Origin of the sequence: Pedobacter lithocola (genome assembly GCF_042650845.1) — a bacterium.
GTDB classification, from domain to species: Bacteria; Bacteroidota; Bacteroidia; order Sphingobacteriales; family Sphingobacteriaceae; genus Pedobacter; species Pedobacter lithocola.
This window is the reverse complement of record NZ_JBHSBW010000013.1, coordinates 391,895-410,361: the sequence shown is the minus strand read 5'-3', so window position 1 is coordinate 410,361 and position 18,467 is coordinate 391,895. Positions and strand designations below refer to the sequence as shown.

Below are 18,467 nucleotides of genomic sequence, written 5' to 3'. Positions count from 1 at the left end.
ATGGACCGATTAAAATTATTATTAGAAAACTATAGCAGATGGCAACCTTTATACGAATACATTAATCGTATAGAAGGTTTTATGGAGACTGATTTTTCTATTTGTATTGAAAATTCGAAATCTCTATTAGAAAGCATTGCAAAGGAAATTTGTAAACAAAGGGGTCAATTACTGGATGGAACAGAATCTGTAGGAAAGATTTTGGGTTATTCATTTGGTTGTTTAGGTTATCCCCCAACTTCAACCATAAGACAAATTGGTAGCTCAGTTGCTAATGTTGGGCAACAAATGGGTAATTTTAGAAATGAAATTGGAACAACTTCACATGGACGGACATTAGATGAACTTGAAAAAAGAAAGACTTCAATCCAGACATTGACAGGTAATTTTCTAGTTGAATCTACCGATTTAGTTTGCTCTTTTTTGATAGAAGCTTTTGAAACTGATAATCCAGCAAAAAAAGCAGAAGCAGAAGATTTAGTGTATGGAGATAATGAGGAATTTAATGAAGATTGGGACCAAAAATTTGATGAATTTGAAATGGGTGAATATTCCTTTCCTGCAAGTGAAATTTTATTTTATAATGATCCAAACGCATATAAAGCGGAGCTCTATTCATTTAATTTAAATAAATCTGATGAAGAAAATAATAATTAAAACATAAATGATAAAATGGAAAATGTTCTAGATTTTAATGAGTGCATTAACCAATCAACTGTAAAAAAGCATTTGATTATTGGCAATGGCTTTAGCGTAGATCTATTTCCTGAGATATTTAATTATAAAAAGCTTGCAGAAAAGATCACTGACCTAAAAATTAAAGAAATATTCAAAGAGTTCAATACATCCGATTTCGAATTTGTAGTACTTAAATTAACAGACAGTTTAAGGGTTTTGAATTATTATGATAATGAAAAAGATATCTTCAATAAAGTTAAAGCCGATTCTGAAAAACTTAAGGAAATATTGATAACAGTTATTAGTGAAAGCCACCCCGAGAATCCAAATTTAATTACCGATGAGCAATATAGAAGTTGTTTCGAATTCTTGAAACACTTCGAAGATGGAAGAAAATATACGTTCAATTATGATTTGATACTTTATTGGGTTTATATGCATTTTTTAGATAGCGAAATAACGCCGTTAAAATCAGATGACGGGTTTAGAACTAACAGGGATGATGATTCGATGGTTACTTGGGAAATAGATCGTGAACACTCACAAAATTTATATTATATACATGGAGCAATGCATATATTCAAAGATGAAAATGCATCTATACAAAAGTATACATGGGTTAATAAGAATAAAACAATCGGCCAACAGGTAAAAGATTCAATTGATGAAAACAAATTTCCTGTTTTTATATCTGAAGGAACTACCGAACATAAATTAAAAAGGATTAAAGAAAATGGTTATTTATCTAGGTCATTTTCTAGTATCAAAAGTATAACAGGTGATTTTTTTATTTTCGGTCATTCGATTAGGGATGAAGATGACCACGTATTTGAAATTATAAATTCAAATAAAAGCCTTAAAAAAATATTTATTAGCTTACACGGTAAAGCTGAATCAGAAAGTGGCAAGAAAATCATTGATAAAATAAACTCCTGGAGAGTACTTTATGATTTCAAGGGAAGAGAGTATATATTTTTTAGTTCTGCATCAGCAAATGTTTGGAAAAAATACCAAAGCGAATGAAACCAATCACCGAAGATAAAATAGAAATTTTTGCGATAGAAACCCTACAAGCTTTAGGGTGGGAATATGTGCCGGGAATTTTTATCGCCCCTGGTGCACAAGAAGCCGAACGCAAAAATTTCGAACAAATTATTTTAATCGATAGGTTAAGGAAAGCAGTTGCAATACTAAACCCTGCCATTCCGCAAGATGCACAAGAACAAGCTGTACAAAAAGTATTGCGTATCTACTCTCCAGAATTATTGCATAACAATGAAAGCTTTCATCAGTTTTTGGTAGAGAAAGTAAAAATCCCTTATCAACAAGATGGTTTCGAACGTAGTTACGAAGTTGCACTGGTAGATTTTGAAGACCAAGCCAACAATGAGTTTCTCTGCATCAATCAATATACCATTGTAGAAAAAAACCAAAACAAACGGCCAGACATTTTATTGTTTGTAAACGGGATTCCTTTGGTTGTCATAGAACTTAAGAATGCAGCAAAAGAAACCGCAACCTTAAGAAAAGCTTATGACCAGCTACAAACCTATAAGGCTACGATTCCTAGTTTATTTAACTACAATACTTTTTGTGTCATTTCAGATGGACTAGAAGGTAGGGCAGGAAGTGTATCTGCAGGTTTTAGTCGATATATGACCTGGAAAACGGCTGATGGCGCAAAAGAAGCATCTCGATTTATGCCTCAATTGGAGGTGTTGTTAAAGGGCATGTTAAACCCTACAACTTTTTTAGATATAGTAAGGAATTTTATAGTTTTCGAAACAAATAAAAAGATAGATGCAAAAACAGGTATCACACAGGTAGAAACCTTAAAGAAAGTTGCTGCTTACCATCAATACTATGCAGTAAATAGAGCGGTGGAATCTACAATTATAGCCTCAGGAATTAAAGGTGATAAAAAAGGTGGTGTAGTTTGGCATACGCAAGGCTCAGGTAAAAGTTTAAGCATGGTTTTTTATTCAGGTAAGTTAATTACGGCACCTGAGATGCAGAACCCTACCATTTTAGTGATTACAGACCGAAATGATTTGGACGAGCAATTATTTGAAACCTTTGCAAATTCTAAACAGTTATTAAGGCAAGAACCTGTACAAGCAAAAGATAGAGAGGATTTAAAGAAGTTATTAAAAGTAGCAAGTGGAGGTATTGTTTTTACAACCATTCAAAAGTTTTTTCCGCAAGGCCAAAAATCTGTTTATGATGAACTTTCCTTAAGAAGAAATATTGTTGTAATTGCAGATGAGGCGCATAGAACACAATACGGTTTTGAAGCATCGGTTAAAGATGTAATGAACAAAGATAAAACTGAAAAAATTGGTCAGCGTATTGCATATGGCTTCGCTAAATATATGAGAGATGCGTTACCCAATGCTACATACATTGGTTTTACCGGTACACCGATTGAGGGTACAGACGTAAACACACCACAAGTTTTTGGACAGTATGTAGATATTTATGATATCTCCCAAGCGATTGAAGATGGCGCAACTGTCCGTATTTATTATGAAAGTCGTTTAGCAAAAGTAAACCTTGACGAAGAAGGCAGAAGATTAATTGAAGCGTTTGATGCGGAATTAGAGCAGGATGAGGAGATAACTGAGCAGCAAAAGGCAAAAGCCAAATGGACAAAATTAGAAGCTATTGTTGGTAATGCAGAAAGGATAAAAAATCTTGCAAAAGATATTGTAAGCCACTTTGAGCAACGCCAACAAGTATTTGAAGGTAAAGCAATGTTTGTTGCTATGAGTAGGCGAATAGCTGCAGAATTGTATAAAGAAATAGTTGCGCAGAGACCTGAATGGCATAGTGATGATTTAAGTAAAGGCGTTGTTAAAGTTGTAATGACATCGACAAGTGATGATGGGCCAGAAATGCAAAGGCACAATACTACAAAGCAACAGCGAAGAGATTTGGCGGAAAGGATGAAAGATGAAACTGACCCCCTACGTTTGGTAATAGTTAGGGATATGTGGCTTACCGGTTTTGATGCTCCAAGCATGCATACGCTTTATGTTGATAAACCGATGAAAGGGCATAATCTTATGCAGGCAATCGCAAGGGTAAATCGCGTTTTTAAAGATAAACCAGGAGGATTGGTTGTTGATTATTTGGGTATTGGGACAGATTTAAAAAAGGCACTTTCGTTTTATTCAGCGGCAGGAGGAAAGGGTGAACCAACTCAAGATTTGAGTAAAGCAATTGCTTTAATGGAAGAAAAATTGGAAATAGTTGTCCAGTTTTTTAATGAGGAAAGCCGAACTCAAATAGATATTTTAGTTGAAGAGCCTCAAGCTTATTATGGAAATAGTTTAAAATTTAACTATAAACGTTTTTTTAAAGCTGATGCTAAAGAAAAATTATCAATTATTTTACAAGCTGAAGAACATATTTTAGGATTGCAAGATGGTAAAAATAGGTTTGTTAGGGAGGTGACCATGTTAAGTCAGGCTTTTGCGCTTTCCATACCACATGAAAATGCGATGCAGATAAAAGATGATATAGCATTCTTTCAAGCTGTAAAGGCCAGATTAGTAAAGTTTGAGGGTATAGGAACAGGTAAATCTGATGTGGAAATTGAAACGGCCATAAAGCAAGTTGTAGATGAGGCATTAAGTTCAGACCAGGTAATAGATATTTTTGAGGCTGCGGGAATAGATAAACCGGAAATTTCGGGTTTGGAAATTCTTTCTGATGAGTTTCTTTTGGAGGTTAAAGGAATGAAACATCAGAATCTTGCATTGGAACTATTAAAGAAATTATTGAATGATGAAATAAAAACACGTTCGAAAACAAACCTGGTTAAAAGCAAAAAGCTTTTAGAGATGTTGGAGGGTTCAATAAAACGGTATCAGAATAATTTATTAACAACTGCCGAAATTATTCAGGAACTAATAAATATTGCAAAAGCAATAAAAGATAGTGACAAGGAGGCTGAAGCATTAGGCTTGACAAAAGATGAAGTTGCTTTTTATAATGCATTAGAAGTAAATGATAGTGCTGTACAGGTTTTAGGTGACGAACAATTAAGAGAAATTGCCCGTGAGATTACTGAAAAAATCCGTGCTAATGCTACAATTGATTGGACAATAAGAGAAAGTGCAAGAGCAAAATTAATGGTGATTGTAAAAAGAACCCTTACAAAAGGAGGCTATCCACCAGATAAGCAAGCTAAAGCAATTGAAACGGTTTTAAAACAAGCTGAATTGATGGCTGATTATTTTGTGAAGGGATAGGCCTTTCTAAAATTAGCTCTCGTATTTACATATTAGGTAGAGAAAAGCTTTTACCAGTGTTTTTAAAATAATTATAATTTAAAGTTTGGGATAATTAAAGGAAGTAGGTTATGAAAGCATTTATATCATACAGTCATAGGGACGAAAATTATTTGGAGCGATTAAAAGTTCATCTTGCTCAAATGAAAAGAGAGAACATGATTGATGAATGGACAGATAAAGAAATTCATGCTGGTAGCAGTTTAGAGAATGAAATAAACGGGGCACTTGCTTCTTCGCAAATTTTCCTTGCGTTGGTAAGTCCAGACTATCTTGCATCAAACTATTGCTTTGAAAAAGAGTTTGAGGCAGCTTTGCAGTTGCAAGAAGAAGGTGAACTTATTATTGTACCAATAATTGTTGAACATTGTGAGTGGCAAAAAACACCTTTTGGAAAATTAAAAGCAATTCCCAAAGACGGTAAACCAATTAGTGATTACACAAATCCTAATAATGCATTTTTAACTGTTGTTGATGAGCTCCGCCGTTTAATAGAAACGAAACCGCAAGTTTACATCAGTGATGACAAGCCATCAAATGAGGTCGCAGTTCCATCTTCCAAAAGGAATTATAAAGTGAAAAAAACTTTTAGCGAAGTTGATAAAGTTAACTTTATTGAGGCAAGTTTTAAATATATCTTGGCTTATTTCAAATCTTCTGTTGATGAAATTAATGATGTTGAAAATATTCAAGCAAGATTTTTGAAGCAAGATAATTCTTCGTTTAGTTGTTTAATTTCAAATCGTGCTAATGTTAAAGATTCATATCTGGCAGTTTCGTTAGTTAATAAGGGGCAAACACATTTTGGGGATCTTCAATATGCTTTTTCTGATCGGGTGAATGAATCCAGCATACATCTAGATAAGCTTTTTAATATTGGTTTCGATGAGTACGAACTTTTTTGGATAAGCCACAATGCTTATGGATTTCAACGTCAGAGAGATGAAGTTCAATTAACAGCAGTAGGCGTAGCAGAAATAATTTGGAATAACTTTATTGAACAAGTTGGTATATCATAAAATAATAATTCAGTTTAAATCACATGTCTGAAGTTGCCCAGAAAATTGTCTCCTATGCATATAAGTATTATTTGAATGCCATTTTATCTAAACTTATATTCAAATTAAAAAGAGCACCACAAGAATATAGATTAAATCCTAATTCGATACTTAAAAATCTTTGGGAAGAGATATGCATCCAAAGGCAAACCGATAAATGGGATGGATTTAATTTGGTTGAAGATTATTTAGAGGCGCAGATATCAATAATTTTAGATAACCAGCCAGAACATATTAAGCTAATATTGTCCTTTAGTGATGAAGATGATAAGCTATCCTTTAACGAGGAATTTGTTATCGGTAATATATTAGGTGCACTTTATAATTTAGCCGATAATTATAGCAGTAAGAGTATATGCCGGTATTTATATTAATTTTTTACAATTCTTTATAGCTTTTTTCTATCTACCCTTAAATACTTCAATTTCTGTCTTTCATTTACCAGTAACCTCTCTTAGTACTATTTAGTATTTAATTCATCCAATTCAGAAAAATCTAATAACTCATCAACGGTTACATTCAAAGCTTGCGCTATCAGCACTAAATTATAAGCAGTTGGATTTGCCCCTTTTAATTCGTAAGTATTGACAATTTGTTTGTCTTTAAAGCCAATTTTTATTGCCAATGCAGATTGAGTAAGACCGGCCTTTTTTCTAAGAAATTTTATCCTTTTTGCCAAGTCGAGTTTGAATTTACTTATGGTTGTTTTTTCCATTCAGCAAACTGTATAATAGTGATAAAATTTAAGTCAATGTTTATATTGACTTTTTAATAAATATTTATATATTCGTATTGTAGTTGAGTAGTAATTAAAGTTCTGTGGTTACGACAATTAAATCGCGGAATGCATTTAGCAGCAGAATCAAATTTTGATTTCTATATACGTAGTTGTGTTAGAAATAGCTTTAGTAGTGCTGAAGGAATATATCTTCAGGCATAGAGAGACGTATAGTTTTAGAAAGTTTAGTTTTTCATTCCACCATGACTTCAATAACTTAAACCAAAAGCTAACCATGCAAGATTGGTTCTACTGCCTCATCCCAGGGCAGTGCATGCTTTTGTATTGAACATTCTTTAAAACATCCCCATTTTTTTAACATCCCAATAAGCTATTGTTTTGATTGTAGCTTAACTTAAAAATTATGTACGGCATAGGTGAAGCCTGTTTCTGCACTGCTTTTGATGAAGTGTTGAGGTAGATGCCCTTCGACAGGCTCAGGATGACATATGGGCTGGTTCAGGATGACATCGTGAGGTTAGGCTTAAGTAGAAAAAATAAAAAGTAAATAAAAAATATATTGTGACAGCATCAAAATTAACCTCAAAATCAGTTTACGAACTTCATTTTACCAAATTTCGGGAAGGGAATGAAAAAGGGCTGGAATTTTTTTATAAGATCTGGTATCCCATTTTATACTACAGGGGCTTAAGGTATATCAAAGATGATGTAAATGCCGACTGTATTGTGAACGAAGCTTTTTTGCGCCTTTGGCTTTTTAGAAACAAGTTTACAGCAGCAGAGCAGATAGAGGTTTTTGTGAAGAAGCTAACGTCTGACGGATGCAAAGCTTATTTTAAAGCCGCTAAACATACGTTTCAGCGCAATATGTTACGTCTTGATGAACTGGAAAATTACCAGGAATTTATTGGTTCTGAAGATACCAACTTTGAAAGCGAGGATATGAATTGCGATGCAGAACCCGATGAGGAGATTAAAAAGCAATGGGCGGAGGTAGAAAAGGTGATTCCAAACCTGAGTACAGATCAGCAATTGTTTATTCGGCTCTGTATTAAATATGCTTTTGATTACGGTCGCGTGGCCTGGCATATTGGTGGGATATCGGATGATGAAGTTGCCAGAAAAGTGGAAAAGACCCTCGTTTGCCTTAAAGCGATTCTAATGGATACACGCAAGCTCGATGGGGTTGGAAAAGCCAATAAATGCAAATTTGAGGGTGATGTAGCTGGAGAGCAATTGGCTATTTTACGCATGCGATACGAACTTCAATATAGCTTTGAGGAGATTGCCAGACACCTCAACCTTAATCAAGGTTATATTCAAAAGACATATGTAGATGCCATGGCTAAAGTCAGGAAGGTTAAACGCTAGCTGATGGAAAAGCATACCATGATTGTTACCCGTAAAATTCAGTTATTAATTGATTCGGAAGACCCTGAAGTTGTTAAACAGGCCAAAGGCCAACTTTACCAATGGCAAAATATATGTTTCAGGGCAGCCAATATAATTGTAAGCCATCAGTATGTACAAGAGCAGGTAAAAGATTTCTTCTACCTCAGCGAAGACATCAAGCTAAAGCTTATGGACCAGAAGAAAGATGAAAAAGGCATGCTTCAGTTGTCGCGGGAGGGTTCTGCCTATCAAGTGCTTTCCAGGCATTTCAAAGGTCAGGTGCCGATGAGTATGATGACTTGCCTCAACCATGTTTTGCTGTCTCATTTCGATAAAGAAAAAGGTGCTTATTGGAAGGGAGAGCAGTCGCTGCGGAATTATAAAAAGAATCTTCCCATGCCTTTTAATGCGGCGGCAATAACGAAATTCACCAAAACAGAAAATGGGAGGGACTTCCGTTTTAACTTTTTTAAAATTCCTTTCAGAACCTATTTGGGTAAAGATAAATCTAATAAGCGGTTATTTCTGGAAAGCATAAGAACGGGTGATTTAAAATTGCTAACCAGTAGTTTACAGCTGGCGAAGGGCAAAATATTCTTTTTAGCTGCCATTAAAATTGATAAGGAACAGCATAGTTTAGATCCTTTCATCATTGCTGAAGTTTCATTGTCGATAGAACATCCGGTGGTGGTTAAGATTGGAAAGTACCAATGTGTAATCGGTAGCAAAGAAGAGTTTTTACACCGCAGGTTGGCCATAAAAGCGGCAATATCCAGATTGCAAAAAGGTTCAAGCTTTAATCGTGGTGGGCATGGTCGAAAGCGAAAAATGAGAAGTCTGGATGATTATTGGGCGATGGAGAAACGCTATGTAGAACATAAGTTGCATGTATATAGCAAAATGCTGATTAACTTTTGCTTAAAACACCAGGCTGCAACGATATTGTTGGTTAATCAGCAAGCGAAGGAAGAATTAACGAAAGAAGAACCTTTCTTATTGCAGAACTGGAGTTACTTTAGTTTAAAAGAAAAAATTAGCTACAAAGCTGAGAAGGCAGGTATTCAGGTTATTGTAGAATAAATATAAGGAGGTTGTTTGCACAACCGTAGGGTGAGGTTTATGTTACACTCACAAAGTTCAATTTATTTTGAACATGCAATAAGAACGTGATTTGTTCAATTGGCAATTGCCAGTGTGTATTAAGGAGTTTAATATGTTTATCAGAGTTTTGGTTGGGGGTGTAATCGTTAAAGACAGAAAATAATCTGCTCTATAATAGGTTTTGGGAGGAGATGGTTTGTCCTTCGACAAGCTCAGAATGCAGAGCTTGTTGAAGCACCTTAACTTCCTATCCTAAAGTCGTCATTGCGAAGCCTGTTTTTCACAGGCTGTGGCAATCTGTTTATATTAAGTCTTTCGCTCTGGATTTGTTCGGCTCGTCGCCGCCGAGGGGCTCCTTCTTTGTTCTTGATAACAAAGAAGCAAACAATCAAGGCTTGGAACTGATGTTGGGTAAATTCGTCAAAGCTTTATAGGCGGCATCACAAGTCCCGACGAAAGGTCGGGAAGAACGCGATGCCTTGGGCTGTGGTTTGTGAAAGTATGTGCAAAAGCTTTAACGTTTTTCCCTGCCATCATTTCCTATGCCGGGTAGCAGGGTGCAAAGACTTGTCTAATCCCAAAGTCGTCATTCTCGCGTATGCGGGAATCTTAATGCAAAAATTTCAACGGGTTATCCTGCGATCAGTTCCTATGCAGGGTAACAAGGTGCAGAGTAAGCATTCGAGAAATGCATACAGGCCAATAAATAAGTCTATTTCTTTATCTTCTTTACCAGGCTCTCTATGATTCTTGGATAATGTAAATGTTCCAGTTGTTGCCCTTTAAACTTAACCATTTCTAAATTATCGTTTTTATCGATTTTGTATTTAGCCTGGTAAATGTATTCCCCTTCATCGTAATGTTCATCTACATAATGTATGGTGATACCGCCTTCTGTTTCGCCAGCAGCCATAACAGCGTTATGAACATTATCGCCATACATGCCTTTGCCACCAAATTTTGGTAAAATAGCCGGGTGGATATTTACGATTCTTCCGGGATAGGCATCAATTAAATTTTTTGGGATAAGCCATAAAAAACCGGCGAGAGCGATAAAATCTATATCAAGGTTTTTGAGTAAATCGATAACTTCATCGGTTTTATAAAATTCGTTTTTATCAAAAATATGGCTGGGAATTTCGAAATTATCTGCTCTTTGTAAAACATAAGCATCAGGATTGTTGGTCAACACCAACGAAATTTCTGTATCGGCACTGCGTTTAAAATGCTCCATCAGTTTTTGGGCGTTGGAGCCCGAACCCGAAGCAAAGATGGCTATTCGTTTTTTCACTCAAATTCTATTTCTTCAAAAATAGCATTTTTAAGCAGCTATTCTTAAATGCTTTTGTTTTTTCTAATTAAATATTGGTTTCGAACTGATAATTTTTAGCTTACATTTGTAAGGCAATTTGTTGGATAAAAAAAATCTTCAAAAAAATTAAAAGTGTTTTGTAATTTAAAAACATTAATCCTATATTTGCAACCCGAATTAAAGGAAACGAATAAGAAAAAATAAAGGCTAAATTACAATGGCAAATCATAAATCTTCATTAAAAAGAATTAGAGCAAACGCTACAAAACGTTTACGTAACAGATATCAGGCTAAAACTACACGTACTTTTATTAAAAGGTTACGTGCTGCAGAAGATAAAAAAACTGCTTCAGATTTATTGCCTAAAGTAATTTCTATGCTAGATCGTTTAGCAAAGAAAAATGTTATCCACAAAAACAAAGCAGCTAACAACAAATCAAAATTAACGAAATTCGTTAACGGTTTAAGCTAATTTTTTACGATATTAGTAGAAGGCATCCCAACCAAAAGTTGGGATGCCTTTTTTTTTATCAAAAAAAATGGCAGACTACGAACAAAAAATAGGCATAAAACTCTGGGCTGAAGAAGACCGGCCAAGAGAAAAACTTTTACTCAATGGTCGCAGGTTTTTAACCGATGCAGAACTTATTGCTATCCTGATTGGCTCGGGCAATAAAAATGAAACCGCTGTAGATTTAAGTAAGCGTATCCTAGGCTACTACGAAAACAACCTAACCAAACTCGGTAGGGCATCCATCGCCGATTTATCTAAGTTTAAAGGAATTGGAGAAGCTAAAGCAATTTCCATTGTGGCAGCGCTTGAATTGGGTCTTAGAAGAAAGGAAAACGTAGAGGAGGAATTGTTACAAGTAACCGCATCAACTGATGTTTACAAATACCTTCAACATACTTTTGCCCACCTCAACCATGAAGAGTTCTGGATATTGTTGCTAAACAGTGCCAATAAAATTATGGGCAAGCATCTTATTAGTAAAGGCGGACAAGCAGCTACCGTAGTCGATCCGAAAATTATCTTCAAAATTGCACTAGAAAATGATGCTGCCTATATTATTCTCGCACATAATCATCCATCAGGAAATTTAAAACCTAGTGATAGCGATAACAAACTAACCAAGAGTTTAGTGGCTGCGGGAACTATGCTGGAATTGCCAATAGTAGATCATTTAATTTTTACCGACAATGCATTTTTTAGTTATAAAGACGAGGGTTCAATGTAAGCTGTAATTAATAAAACAATTGTTACTTAACCTTAAATCAATATTGGAGTTAAACATTTTTGTAATTTGGCCGAATGAAAACTCTATTAAATTTTGTAATCTGTTTGCTTGTAACAAGCGCTTCTTTCGCCCAAAAAAAAGAAACGCCAATTAACATTATAACCTACAATATACGTTACAACAATCCTGGTGATGGTGTTAACGCCTGGCCAAACCGTAAAGAAAATGTTAAAGCGTTGGTAAAATTTTATGATGCTGATATTCTTTGTGTACAGGAAGCCCTGGCCGATCAGTTCGATGCCTTAAGTGAAAATACTAATTTCGCCAGTCAAGGCGTTGGCCGAGATGATGGTAAACGTAAAGGTGAATTTTCGGCAATATTTTATGATAAAACCAGATTTAATAAAAAAGATGGTGGCACTTTTTGGTTGTCAGAAACGCCTGATGTACCTTCAAAAGGATGGGATGCGGTTTTACCAAGAGTTTGTACCTGGGTTAAACTTTACGATAATTTAAATAAAAAGGAGTTTATTGTTTTCAATACGCACTACGATCATGTAGGTGTACAAGCCAGGATAGAATCTGCTAAATTAATCAAGCAAAAAATACAGCAAATTGCGCCAAAGCTGCCTGTAGTTTACACCGGAGATTTAAATGTAACACCAGAAACAGAAGCAATATCTACCATAAAATCGTTTTTGCAAGATACCAAAGAAGTAACAGTAGAAGCACCTTATGGTCCGGCAGGCACATTTAATGCATTTGATTTTAACAGCGAGTTAAAAAACAGAATCGATTATATTTTTGTAAATAATAGCTTAAAAGTTCAAAAGTTTGCTGTACTTAGTGATAGTAAAGATAAAAGATATTATTCTGACCACTTACCTGTTTTTGTAAGGCTATACTTTAAGTAATTATTTGAATACTAACCACTTATTTCCTTTCCAGTTTCAATTGTTTGGTAGCTATTATCATTACCATTACCTATTCGAAACCCTTGCATTCATTATTGGTGTCCGGGTATATTATTATCTGAAAAAGGGAATTCAAGATCCAATTACCGATGAGAACCGGTTGTGGATTATGCTGGGAGCAATGCTTGGGGCTTTAATTGGCTCGAGGGTTATTGCTGTTTTAGAAACGCCTTCAACATTAAATCAAATCACATTTTTAACACTCTATCAAAGCAAAACCATTGTTGGTGGTTTGCTGGGTGGTTTGTTTGGTGTAGAATTAATAAAAAAAATCATTGGTGTTAAAATTGCATCCGGCGATTTGTATGTGGTGCCGATTATCATTGCACTACTTATTGGCAGGCTGGGTTGCTTTTCGATGGGTATTGATGAACCAACTTATGGCATCCCCACCAGCTTTTTTATGGCTATGGATTTAGGCGATGGCATAAAAAGGCATCCGATAATGCTTTATGAAATGCTATTTCTTATTGCACTGCTATTCGTATTTCAATTGCTCAAAAGAAAAAAAATGATCAACGGCGATCGTTTTAAACTGTTTATGGTTTTGTATTTTTTCTTTCGCTTTTTGGTTGAGTTTATCAAACCTTATCAACCTTTATTTCTAAATTTAAGCAGCATACATTGGTCGGCATTGTTTATTTTTATTTATTATTATAAATTCATTAGCAGAATAGCAACAGCTCCATTTACTAATCAAGCACAAGAATATGGCTAATACCAGAGATTATATTTACTACGATTACACGAAGAGCCTTTGTCCGGAATGCCTGATGCTGTGCGATGCAAAAATTGTATTTCAGGATGCAAAGGTTTTTATGCTTAAAAATTGTAAAAGCCATGGTGATAGTAAAGTTATGATTGCCGATGATGTGGAGTATTACAAGCAAATCAGAAATTATAATAAGCAATCAGAAATGCCATTGAAGTTTAACACCAAAGTGCATTATGGTTGTCCGTATGATTGTGGTTTATGTACCGACCACGAGCAGCATTCTTGCTTAACCGTTATAGAAGTTACCGATAGGTGTAATCTTGCCTGCCCAACCTGTTATGCCATGTCATCGCCAAACTATGGCAGGCACAGAACGTTAGAGGAAATTGAGCGTATGCTGGATGCCGTGGTTGCAAATGAGGGCGAACCTGATGTGGTTCAGTTATCAGGCGGTGAACCTACCGTTCATCCTGATTTTTTTGCAATCCTGGATTTGGCAAAAACGAAACCCATTAAGCATTTAATGGTGAATACGAATGGTATTAGAATCGCTAAAGACCTAAATTTTGTAGCCAAACTGGCAAGCTACATGCCCGATTTTGAAATCTATTTGCAATTTGATAGTTTCAATGCCGATGTGCTTACGAAATTACGTGGTGAAGATTTAACTGAAGTACGTAGAAAAGCTATTGATAATCTGAACCAATTTAATGTATCAACCACGCTGGTAGTAACCTTACAAAAGGGCTTAAATGATGGAGAAATTGGTGATATTATTGATTATGCTACCAAGCAAAAATGTGTTCGAGGGGTAACTTTTCAACCCACACAGGTTGCTGGTAGAAATGATGACTATAACGACCAGGCAGGAAGAATTACGTTAACTGAAGTAAGAAGAAGGATATACGAGCAGTACCCAACCTTTACACCTCAGGATTTAATACCTGTTCCATGCAACCCCGATGCACTTTGTATGGCTTATGCCTTAAAAATTGGTGATGAAGTTGTGCCGATGACACATTTAATTAACCCTGAAGATTTATTGAATAACTCTAAAAATACCATTGTATTTGAGCATGATGAAAAACTAAAAGAGCATATGCTTAATTTATTTAGCACAGGCGTTTCTGTAGATTGTGCTGAAGATACTTTTGGTGAATTGATGTGCTGTTTGCCAAGGGTAAAATCAGATAACCTGAGTTACGACAATCTTTTTCGTATTATCATCATGAATTTTATGGATGCACTCGATTTTGATGTTAGGGCTGTAAAAAAATCATGCGTACACATTGTTAGTGATAAATATAAAATTGTTCCTTTTGAAACGATGAATATTTTTTATCGTGATAATAAAATAGATGCCATAAGAGCTAAACTAAATATGAATTGATATGATAATTCTACTATTACTTTATGGGTTGGCCACTGTAGTGTTATTCGTAACGGGCATTATCATGATGATTGTTAGCTCATCCAATAACACGTCGGTTAAGCCGGGTTTAAGATTACTTATTGCATCGGTTATTATGGTTGTAATTGGGCTTGGCGCCTGTGCTGTTCTTTTAGCAAACGGTTAGCGATGGAAATTTTTGTGATTTACTGGCTATTGGTTGCTGTACTTTTTATCATTGGGATAGTTCAGCTGATTATGAAGTCTGTAAAAAACCAGCTGGTAAAACCTGCCTTAAAATTAATTATTGCTTCGGTAATCTTGGTGGTTGTAGGAGCGGGCGCTTGTGCTGTAATACTTTCTAATCTAAGTATTGGTCATTAGGCTAAACAGGATCTTCATTTCCACCAAGGACTTAGAATTAAGCTTAGCGATGCTAAATCTTTTCATGAGCCATATTAATACAATAATTTTTTCCCCGCAGATCACACAGACACCCGCAGCTTCTTTTCTGCGTAAATCATCGAAACATAATGGAAATAATAGGTGACACTTTTTGATTCGCGTCATTCAGCATAATAGTGTCGTCGTTTCAAACATAGCCGAGAAATCTTTTAAAGTTGTTCTACAAGTAATGCTGGTGTCAAAGATCTTCGCGTTACGTTACACTACAGTCGAGATGACGGAATTTTTTATTACATCAAGTTTTCTCGTTTAGGTTCCTGGTTTAAGGTTTAAATAATATCTTTGCATTTTATAAGTTTTCGGGAAATGGATTGTTACACATTGTGTATCAGATCTGTTGTCTTAAATCTCAAACCTCAGTAAATGAAAATATCATATAATTGGCTTAAGCAATTCGTTAAAATAGATAAAACGCCGGCAGAACTTTCTTTGATCCTAACCGATGTTGGTTTAGAGGTAGAAAGTATTGATAAAGTCCAGCCTGTTATAGGCGGCTTAGAGGGTTTGGTTATTGGCGAAGTTTTAACTTGTGTACAACATCCAAATGCCGATCGTTTAAGGGTAACAACAGTAAATGTAGGTGGGAAAGAAAATCTTCAAATCGTTTGTGGTGCGCCAAATGTTGCCGCCGGACAAAAAGTTGTCGTTGCAACTGTTGGAACAACAGTTTTTCCTTTAGAGGGTGAGCCTTTTAAAATCAAAGAATCGAAGATAAGAGGAGAAGCATCTCAAGGAATGATTTGCGCTGAAGATGAAATCGGTTTAGGGAAATCTCACGATGGAATCATGATTCTACCTGCAGAAACCCAAATTGGGATTTTAGCAAAAGAACATTTTAAAATGGATGATGATTTCGTTTTTGAAATTGGATTAACACCTAACCGTGCTGATGCAGCTTCTCATTTAGGTGTTGCTAGAGATTTGGCCGCTTATTTTAGAAGTGAATATGAAATGCCCGATTTATCATCATTCAAAGTTGATAACGAAAATTTGGTTATTCCTGTTGAGGTTGAAGATGTTGAAGCTTGTCCGCGTTATAGCAGCTTAACCATTTCAGGAGTTGCTGTTCAGGAATCTCCGGATTGGCTTAAAGATAAATTAAAGGTGATTGGTTTAAGGCCAATCAATAATGTTGTAGATGTTACCAATTTTGTGTTGCATGGCTTAGGTCAGCCTTTACACGCCTTCGATGCAGATAAAATTGAAGGAAAAAAGGTGATCGTTAAAAAGGTTAATGAAGGAACTCCATTTGTAACCCTTGATGATGTTGAGCGTAAATTAAGTGCAGAAGATTTAATGATTTGCAATGCCGAAGCACCGATGTGTATTGCAGGTGTTTTTGGCGGTAAAACATCGGGTGTTGATGCCAATACAAAAAATATATTTCTTGAAAGTGCGTATTTCAATTCGGTTTCAGTTCGTAAAACATCGAAACGGCATGGTTTAAAAACTGATGCTTCGTTCCGTTTTGAGCGTGGTACCGATCCTGAAATTACCGTTACTGCATTAAAATATGCTGCCATTTTAATAAAGGAAATAGCAGGTGGTGAAATATCTTCATCTGTATCTGATATCTATCCAAGCCATATTAAACCCTTCGAGTTCGAGGTAAGTTATAAAAATATAAATAAACTGATTGGTGCAAATATTCCTGCTGCAGAAATTAAACATATCATTACAGCTTTGGGTATTTCGGCAACCAATACATCAGATGATACTTTGGCTTTAAGGGTGCCTTCTTTTAAGGTTGATGTTACTCGTGAGTGCGATATTACAGAAGAAGTTTTAAGGATTTATGGCTACAATAATATTGCAATCCCAACAAAAATCAATGCGTCTCTTGCCAACACATCAAAACCAGATAAAGAGAATACACAAAATGCAATTGCCGATATGCTTACCGCTAATGGTTATGCAGAAATTATGTGTAATTCTTTAACAAAGTCTGCTTATTCAAAAAATTTAGATGAAGCTGTATTTATTTTAAATCCGCTAAGCAGTGATTTAAATGTAATGCGCCAAAATTTATTAATGCCTGCTTTAGAAAGCGTTGCTTACAATCAAAATCGTAAAAATGCCGATGTTAAGTTTTACGAATTTGGTAAAACCTACCATTTGATTAATGAAAAGTATGTAGAGCGGCCAAGGTTATTGTTATTAATATCTGGCGGGAAAGAGCGTGAGCAATGGAACCAGAATGCTAAATCGGCAACGTTTTATAATTTAAAAGCTGCGGTTGATGCAGTTCTCTCACGTTTAGGAATTTCATCCTATCAAAGCGATGTGCTGCAAGATGAGAATTTTGCTTATGGCATCAAATATTTTAGAGGAGATAAAGCTTTGGTAAGTTTTGGAGCGGTATCTAAAGCAGATAGAAAGCAGGCAGATGTAAATGCTGAAGTTTTTTATGCCGATTTTGATTGGGCAGCATTGCTAGATATTGTTAAAAAGAACAAAATCGTAAATAAGGAAGTTTCTAAATACCCACAGGTTAGAAGAGATCTTTCTATGTTAATTGATAAAAATGTAAGCTTCGATACTTTAAAGGGAATTGCGTTTAAAACCGATAAAAAGCTAATAAAAGAAGTTGGTGTTTTTGATGTTTACGAAGGCGATAAACTGCCTGAAGGGAAAAAATCTTATGCTTTGAATTTTATTTTACAGGATGAGGAGCAAACCCTTACTGACAAACAAATAGAAAATACCATGTCGAAACTAATTGCCAATTTAATAGGGCAGGCAGGGGCAGAAATTAGGAAATAAAATTTAAATTCGTATTTTTAGAAATAAATTCATGGCTTCTGTTGCAGATCAATTAGATAAAGTATTACAAAAAACGGCTCGTATTATAGAGTTGTGTAATGCTTTGCATGAAGAAAATGATTTATTAAAGCTTGAAAATCAATCGTTAAAAGTTGCGCTTGATACTTCGAAAAGCAAACATACTGACTTGGAGGAAAAACTCAAGGTTACTAAAATTGCTAAAAGTATTGAGGGCGCAAGCGAGAAGTCGCTTGATATTAAACAAAAAATTAACGATTTTGTGCGGGAGATTGATAAGAGTATCGCATTGCTTAAAAAATAAGTGATGAGGCAAAATCAGAAACTAA

Annotated in this window: 18 protein-coding genes; 16 read left to right on the top strand and 2 right to left on the bottom strand. The window is 35.3% G+C overall.

Annotated features, from left to right (window positions below):
• The 5 genes from ACFOWA_RS15805 to ACFOWA_RS15785 all read left to right on the top strand — a co-directional run bounded on the left by ACFOWA_RS15805 (position 1) and on the right by ACFOWA_RS15785 (position 6,405).
• The gene (locus ACFOWA_RS15805) at positions 1-657 is read left to right on the top strand and encodes an abortive infection family protein (RefSeq protein ID WP_378986812.1); all 657 of its coding nucleotides are present in this window, start codon (positions 1-3) and stop codon (positions 655-657) included.
• Between the two features lie 15 nt (positions 658-672).
• Positions 673-1,701: a DUF4917 family protein gene (locus ACFOWA_RS15800; protein ID WP_378986810.1), complete on the top strand. Its 1,029-nt coding sequence runs from the start codon at positions 673-675 to the stop codon at positions 1,699-1,701.
• Positions 1,698-4,934 (top strand): type I restriction endonuclease subunit R, encoded by a 3,237-nt coding sequence (locus ACFOWA_RS15795; protein ID WP_378986808.1) that lies wholly within the window; start codon positions 1,698-1,700, stop codon positions 4,932-4,934. Before ACFOWA_RS15800 ends, ACFOWA_RS15795 begins: the two co-directional genes overlap by 4 nt.
• A gap of 110 nt (positions 4,935-5,044) precedes the next feature.
• Positions 5,045-5,992: a toll/interleukin-1 receptor domain-containing protein gene (locus ACFOWA_RS15790; RefSeq protein WP_378986806.1), complete on the top strand. Its 948-nt coding sequence runs from the start codon at positions 5,045-5,047 to the stop codon at positions 5,990-5,992.
• Between the two features lie 23 nt (positions 5,993-6,015).
• A complete protein-coding gene (locus ACFOWA_RS15785; protein WP_378986804.1) occupies positions 6,016-6,405 on the top strand; it encodes a hypothetical protein in 390 nt (129 codons plus the stop codon).
• 86 nt (positions 6,406-6,491) lie between these two features.
• On the opposite strand, the gene ACFOWA_RS15780 is transcribed toward ACFOWA_RS15785, so the two are convergent.
• Positions 6,492-6,746: a helix-turn-helix domain-containing protein gene (locus tag ACFOWA_RS15780; protein ID WP_378986802.1), complete on the bottom strand. Its 255-nt coding sequence runs from the start codon at positions 6,744-6,746 to the stop codon at positions 6,492-6,494.
• A 585-nt stretch (positions 6,747-7,331) separates the two neighbouring features.
• On the opposite strand from ACFOWA_RS15780, the gene ACFOWA_RS15775 reads away from it, so the two are divergent.
• Together ACFOWA_RS15775 and ACFOWA_RS15770 are read left to right on the top strand one after the other, a co-directional pair.
• Positions 7,332-8,141 carry a sigma factor-like helix-turn-helix DNA-binding protein gene (locus tag ACFOWA_RS15775; protein ID WP_378986800.1) on the top strand — a complete coding sequence of 270 codons (810 nt, stop codon included), beginning with the start codon at positions 7,332-7,334 and terminating at the stop codon, positions 8,139-8,141.
• 3 nt (positions 8,142-8,144) lie between these two features.
• Positions 8,145-9,242 carry a hypothetical protein gene (locus tag ACFOWA_RS15770; RefSeq protein WP_378986798.1) on the top strand — a complete coding sequence of 366 codons (1,098 nt, stop codon included), beginning with the start codon at positions 8,145-8,147 and terminating at the stop codon, positions 9,240-9,242.
• Between the two features lie 733 nt (positions 9,243-9,975).
• On the opposite strand, the gene purN is transcribed toward ACFOWA_RS15770, so the two are convergent.
• Complete coding sequence (gene purN, locus ACFOWA_RS15765) at positions 9,976-10,554, bottom strand: phosphoribosylglycinamide formyltransferase (RefSeq protein ID WP_378986796.1); 579 nt, start codon at positions 10,552-10,554, stop codon at positions 9,976-9,978.
• A gap of 238 nt (positions 10,555-10,792) precedes the next feature.
• Here purN and rpsT point away from each other — a divergent pair, with 238 nt between their 5' ends.
• From rpsT to ACFOWA_RS15720, 9 genes are all read left to right on the top strand, one after another.
• Positions 10,793-11,047: a 30S ribosomal protein S20 gene (rpsT, locus tag ACFOWA_RS15760; protein WP_123205479.1), complete on the top strand. Its 255-nt coding sequence runs from the start codon at positions 10,793-10,795 to the stop codon at positions 11,045-11,047.
• A 67-nt stretch (positions 11,048-11,114) separates the two neighbouring features.
• Positions 11,115-11,813 carry a RadC family protein gene (radC, locus tag ACFOWA_RS15755; RefSeq protein WP_378986794.1) on the top strand — a complete coding sequence of 233 codons (699 nt, stop codon included), beginning with the start codon at positions 11,115-11,117 and terminating at the stop codon, positions 11,811-11,813.
• A gap of 74 nt (positions 11,814-11,887) precedes the next feature.
• Positions 11,888-12,727, top strand: a complete 840-nt coding sequence (locus tag ACFOWA_RS15750; protein WP_378986792.1) for an endonuclease/exonuclease/phosphatase family protein — start codon at positions 11,888-11,890, stop codon at positions 12,725-12,727.
• A gap of 4 nt (positions 12,728-12,731) precedes the next feature.
• The gene (locus ACFOWA_RS15745; RefSeq protein ID WP_378986790.1) at positions 12,732-13,505 is read left to right on the top strand and encodes a prolipoprotein diacylglyceryl transferase; all 774 of its coding nucleotides are present in this window, start codon (positions 12,732-12,734) and stop codon (positions 13,503-13,505) included.
• Positions 13,498-14,892 carry a radical SAM protein gene (locus ACFOWA_RS15740; protein ID WP_378986788.1) on the top strand — a complete coding sequence of 465 codons (1,395 nt, stop codon included), beginning with the start codon at positions 13,498-13,500 and terminating at the stop codon, positions 14,890-14,892. The genes ACFOWA_RS15745 and ACFOWA_RS15740 overlap by 8 nt, the downstream gene beginning before the upstream one ends.
• A gap of 1 nt (position 14,893) precedes the next feature.
• The gene (locus tag ACFOWA_RS15735; RefSeq protein ID WP_378986786.1) at positions 14,894-15,079 is read left to right on the top strand and encodes a hypothetical protein; all 186 of its coding nucleotides are present in this window, start codon (positions 14,894-14,896) and stop codon (positions 15,077-15,079) included.
• Positions 15,080-15,081: 2 nt separating this feature from the next.
• Complete coding sequence (locus tag ACFOWA_RS15730) at positions 15,082-15,276, top strand: hypothetical protein (protein ID WP_378986784.1); 195 nt, start codon at positions 15,082-15,084, stop codon at positions 15,274-15,276.
• Between the two features lie 444 nt (positions 15,277-15,720).
• Positions 15,721-18,120 (top strand): phenylalanine--tRNA ligase subunit beta, encoded by a 2,400-nt coding sequence (gene pheT, locus ACFOWA_RS15725; RefSeq protein WP_378986782.1) that lies wholly within the window; start codon positions 15,721-15,723, stop codon positions 18,118-18,120.
• A gap of 31 nt (positions 18,121-18,151) precedes the next feature.
• A complete protein-coding gene (locus tag ACFOWA_RS15720; protein WP_378986780.1) occupies positions 18,152-18,442 on the top strand; it encodes a hypothetical protein in 291 nt (96 codons plus the stop codon).
• The last annotated feature ends 25 nt before the right edge of the window (positions 18,443-18,467 follow it).

Bases quoted from the DNA above. Each gene is read 5' to 3' on its own strand.
- ACFOWA_RS15805 (WP_378986812.1), top strand. From the start codon at position 1: ATGGACCGATTAAAATTATTATTAGAAAACTATAGCAGATGGCAACCT.
- ACFOWA_RS15800 (WP_378986810.1), top strand. From the start codon at position 673: ATGGAAAATGTTCTAGATTTTAATGAGTGCATTAACCAATCAACTGTA.
- ACFOWA_RS15795 (WP_378986808.1), top strand. From the start codon at position 1,698: ATGAAACCAATCACCGAAGATAAAATAGAAATTTTTGCGATAGAAACC.
- ACFOWA_RS15790 (WP_378986806.1), top strand. From the start codon at position 5,045: ATGAAAGCATTTATATCATACAGTCATAGGGACGAAAATTATTTGGAG.
- ACFOWA_RS15785 (WP_378986804.1), top strand. From the start codon at position 6,016: ATGTCTGAAGTTGCCCAGAAAATTGTCTCCTATGCATATAAGTATTAT.
- ACFOWA_RS15780 (WP_378986802.1), bottom strand. From the start codon at position 6,746: ATGGAAAAAACAACCATAAGTAAATTCAAACTCGACTTGGCAAAAAGG.
- ACFOWA_RS15770 (WP_378986798.1), top strand. From the start codon at position 8,145: ATGGAAAAGCATACCATGATTGTTACCCGTAAAATTCAGTTATTAATT.
- rpsT (WP_123205479.1), top strand. From the start codon at position 10,793: ATGGCAAATCATAAATCTTCATTAAAAAGAATTAGAGCAAACGCTACA.
- radC (WP_378986794.1), top strand. From the start codon at position 11,115: ATGGCAGACTACGAACAAAAAATAGGCATAAAACTCTGGGCTGAAGAA.
- ACFOWA_RS15750 (WP_378986792.1), top strand. From the start codon at position 11,888: ATGAAAACTCTATTAAATTTTGTAATCTGTTTGCTTGTAACAAGCGCT.
- ACFOWA_RS15740 (WP_378986788.1), top strand. From the start codon at position 13,498: ATGGCTAATACCAGAGATTATATTTACTACGATTACACGAAGAGCCTT.
- ACFOWA_RS15735 (WP_378986786.1), top strand. From the start codon at position 14,894: ATGATAATTCTACTATTACTTTATGGGTTGGCCACTGTAGTGTTATTC.
- ACFOWA_RS15730 (WP_378986784.1), top strand. From the start codon at position 15,082: ATGGAAATTTTTGTGATTTACTGGCTATTGGTTGCTGTACTTTTTATC.
- pheT (WP_378986782.1), top strand. From the start codon at position 15,721: ATGAAAATATCATATAATTGGCTTAAGCAATTCGTTAAAATAGATAAA.
- ACFOWA_RS15720 (WP_378986780.1), top strand. From the start codon at position 18,152: ATGGCTTCTGTTGCAGATCAATTAGATAAAGTATTACAAAAAACGGCT.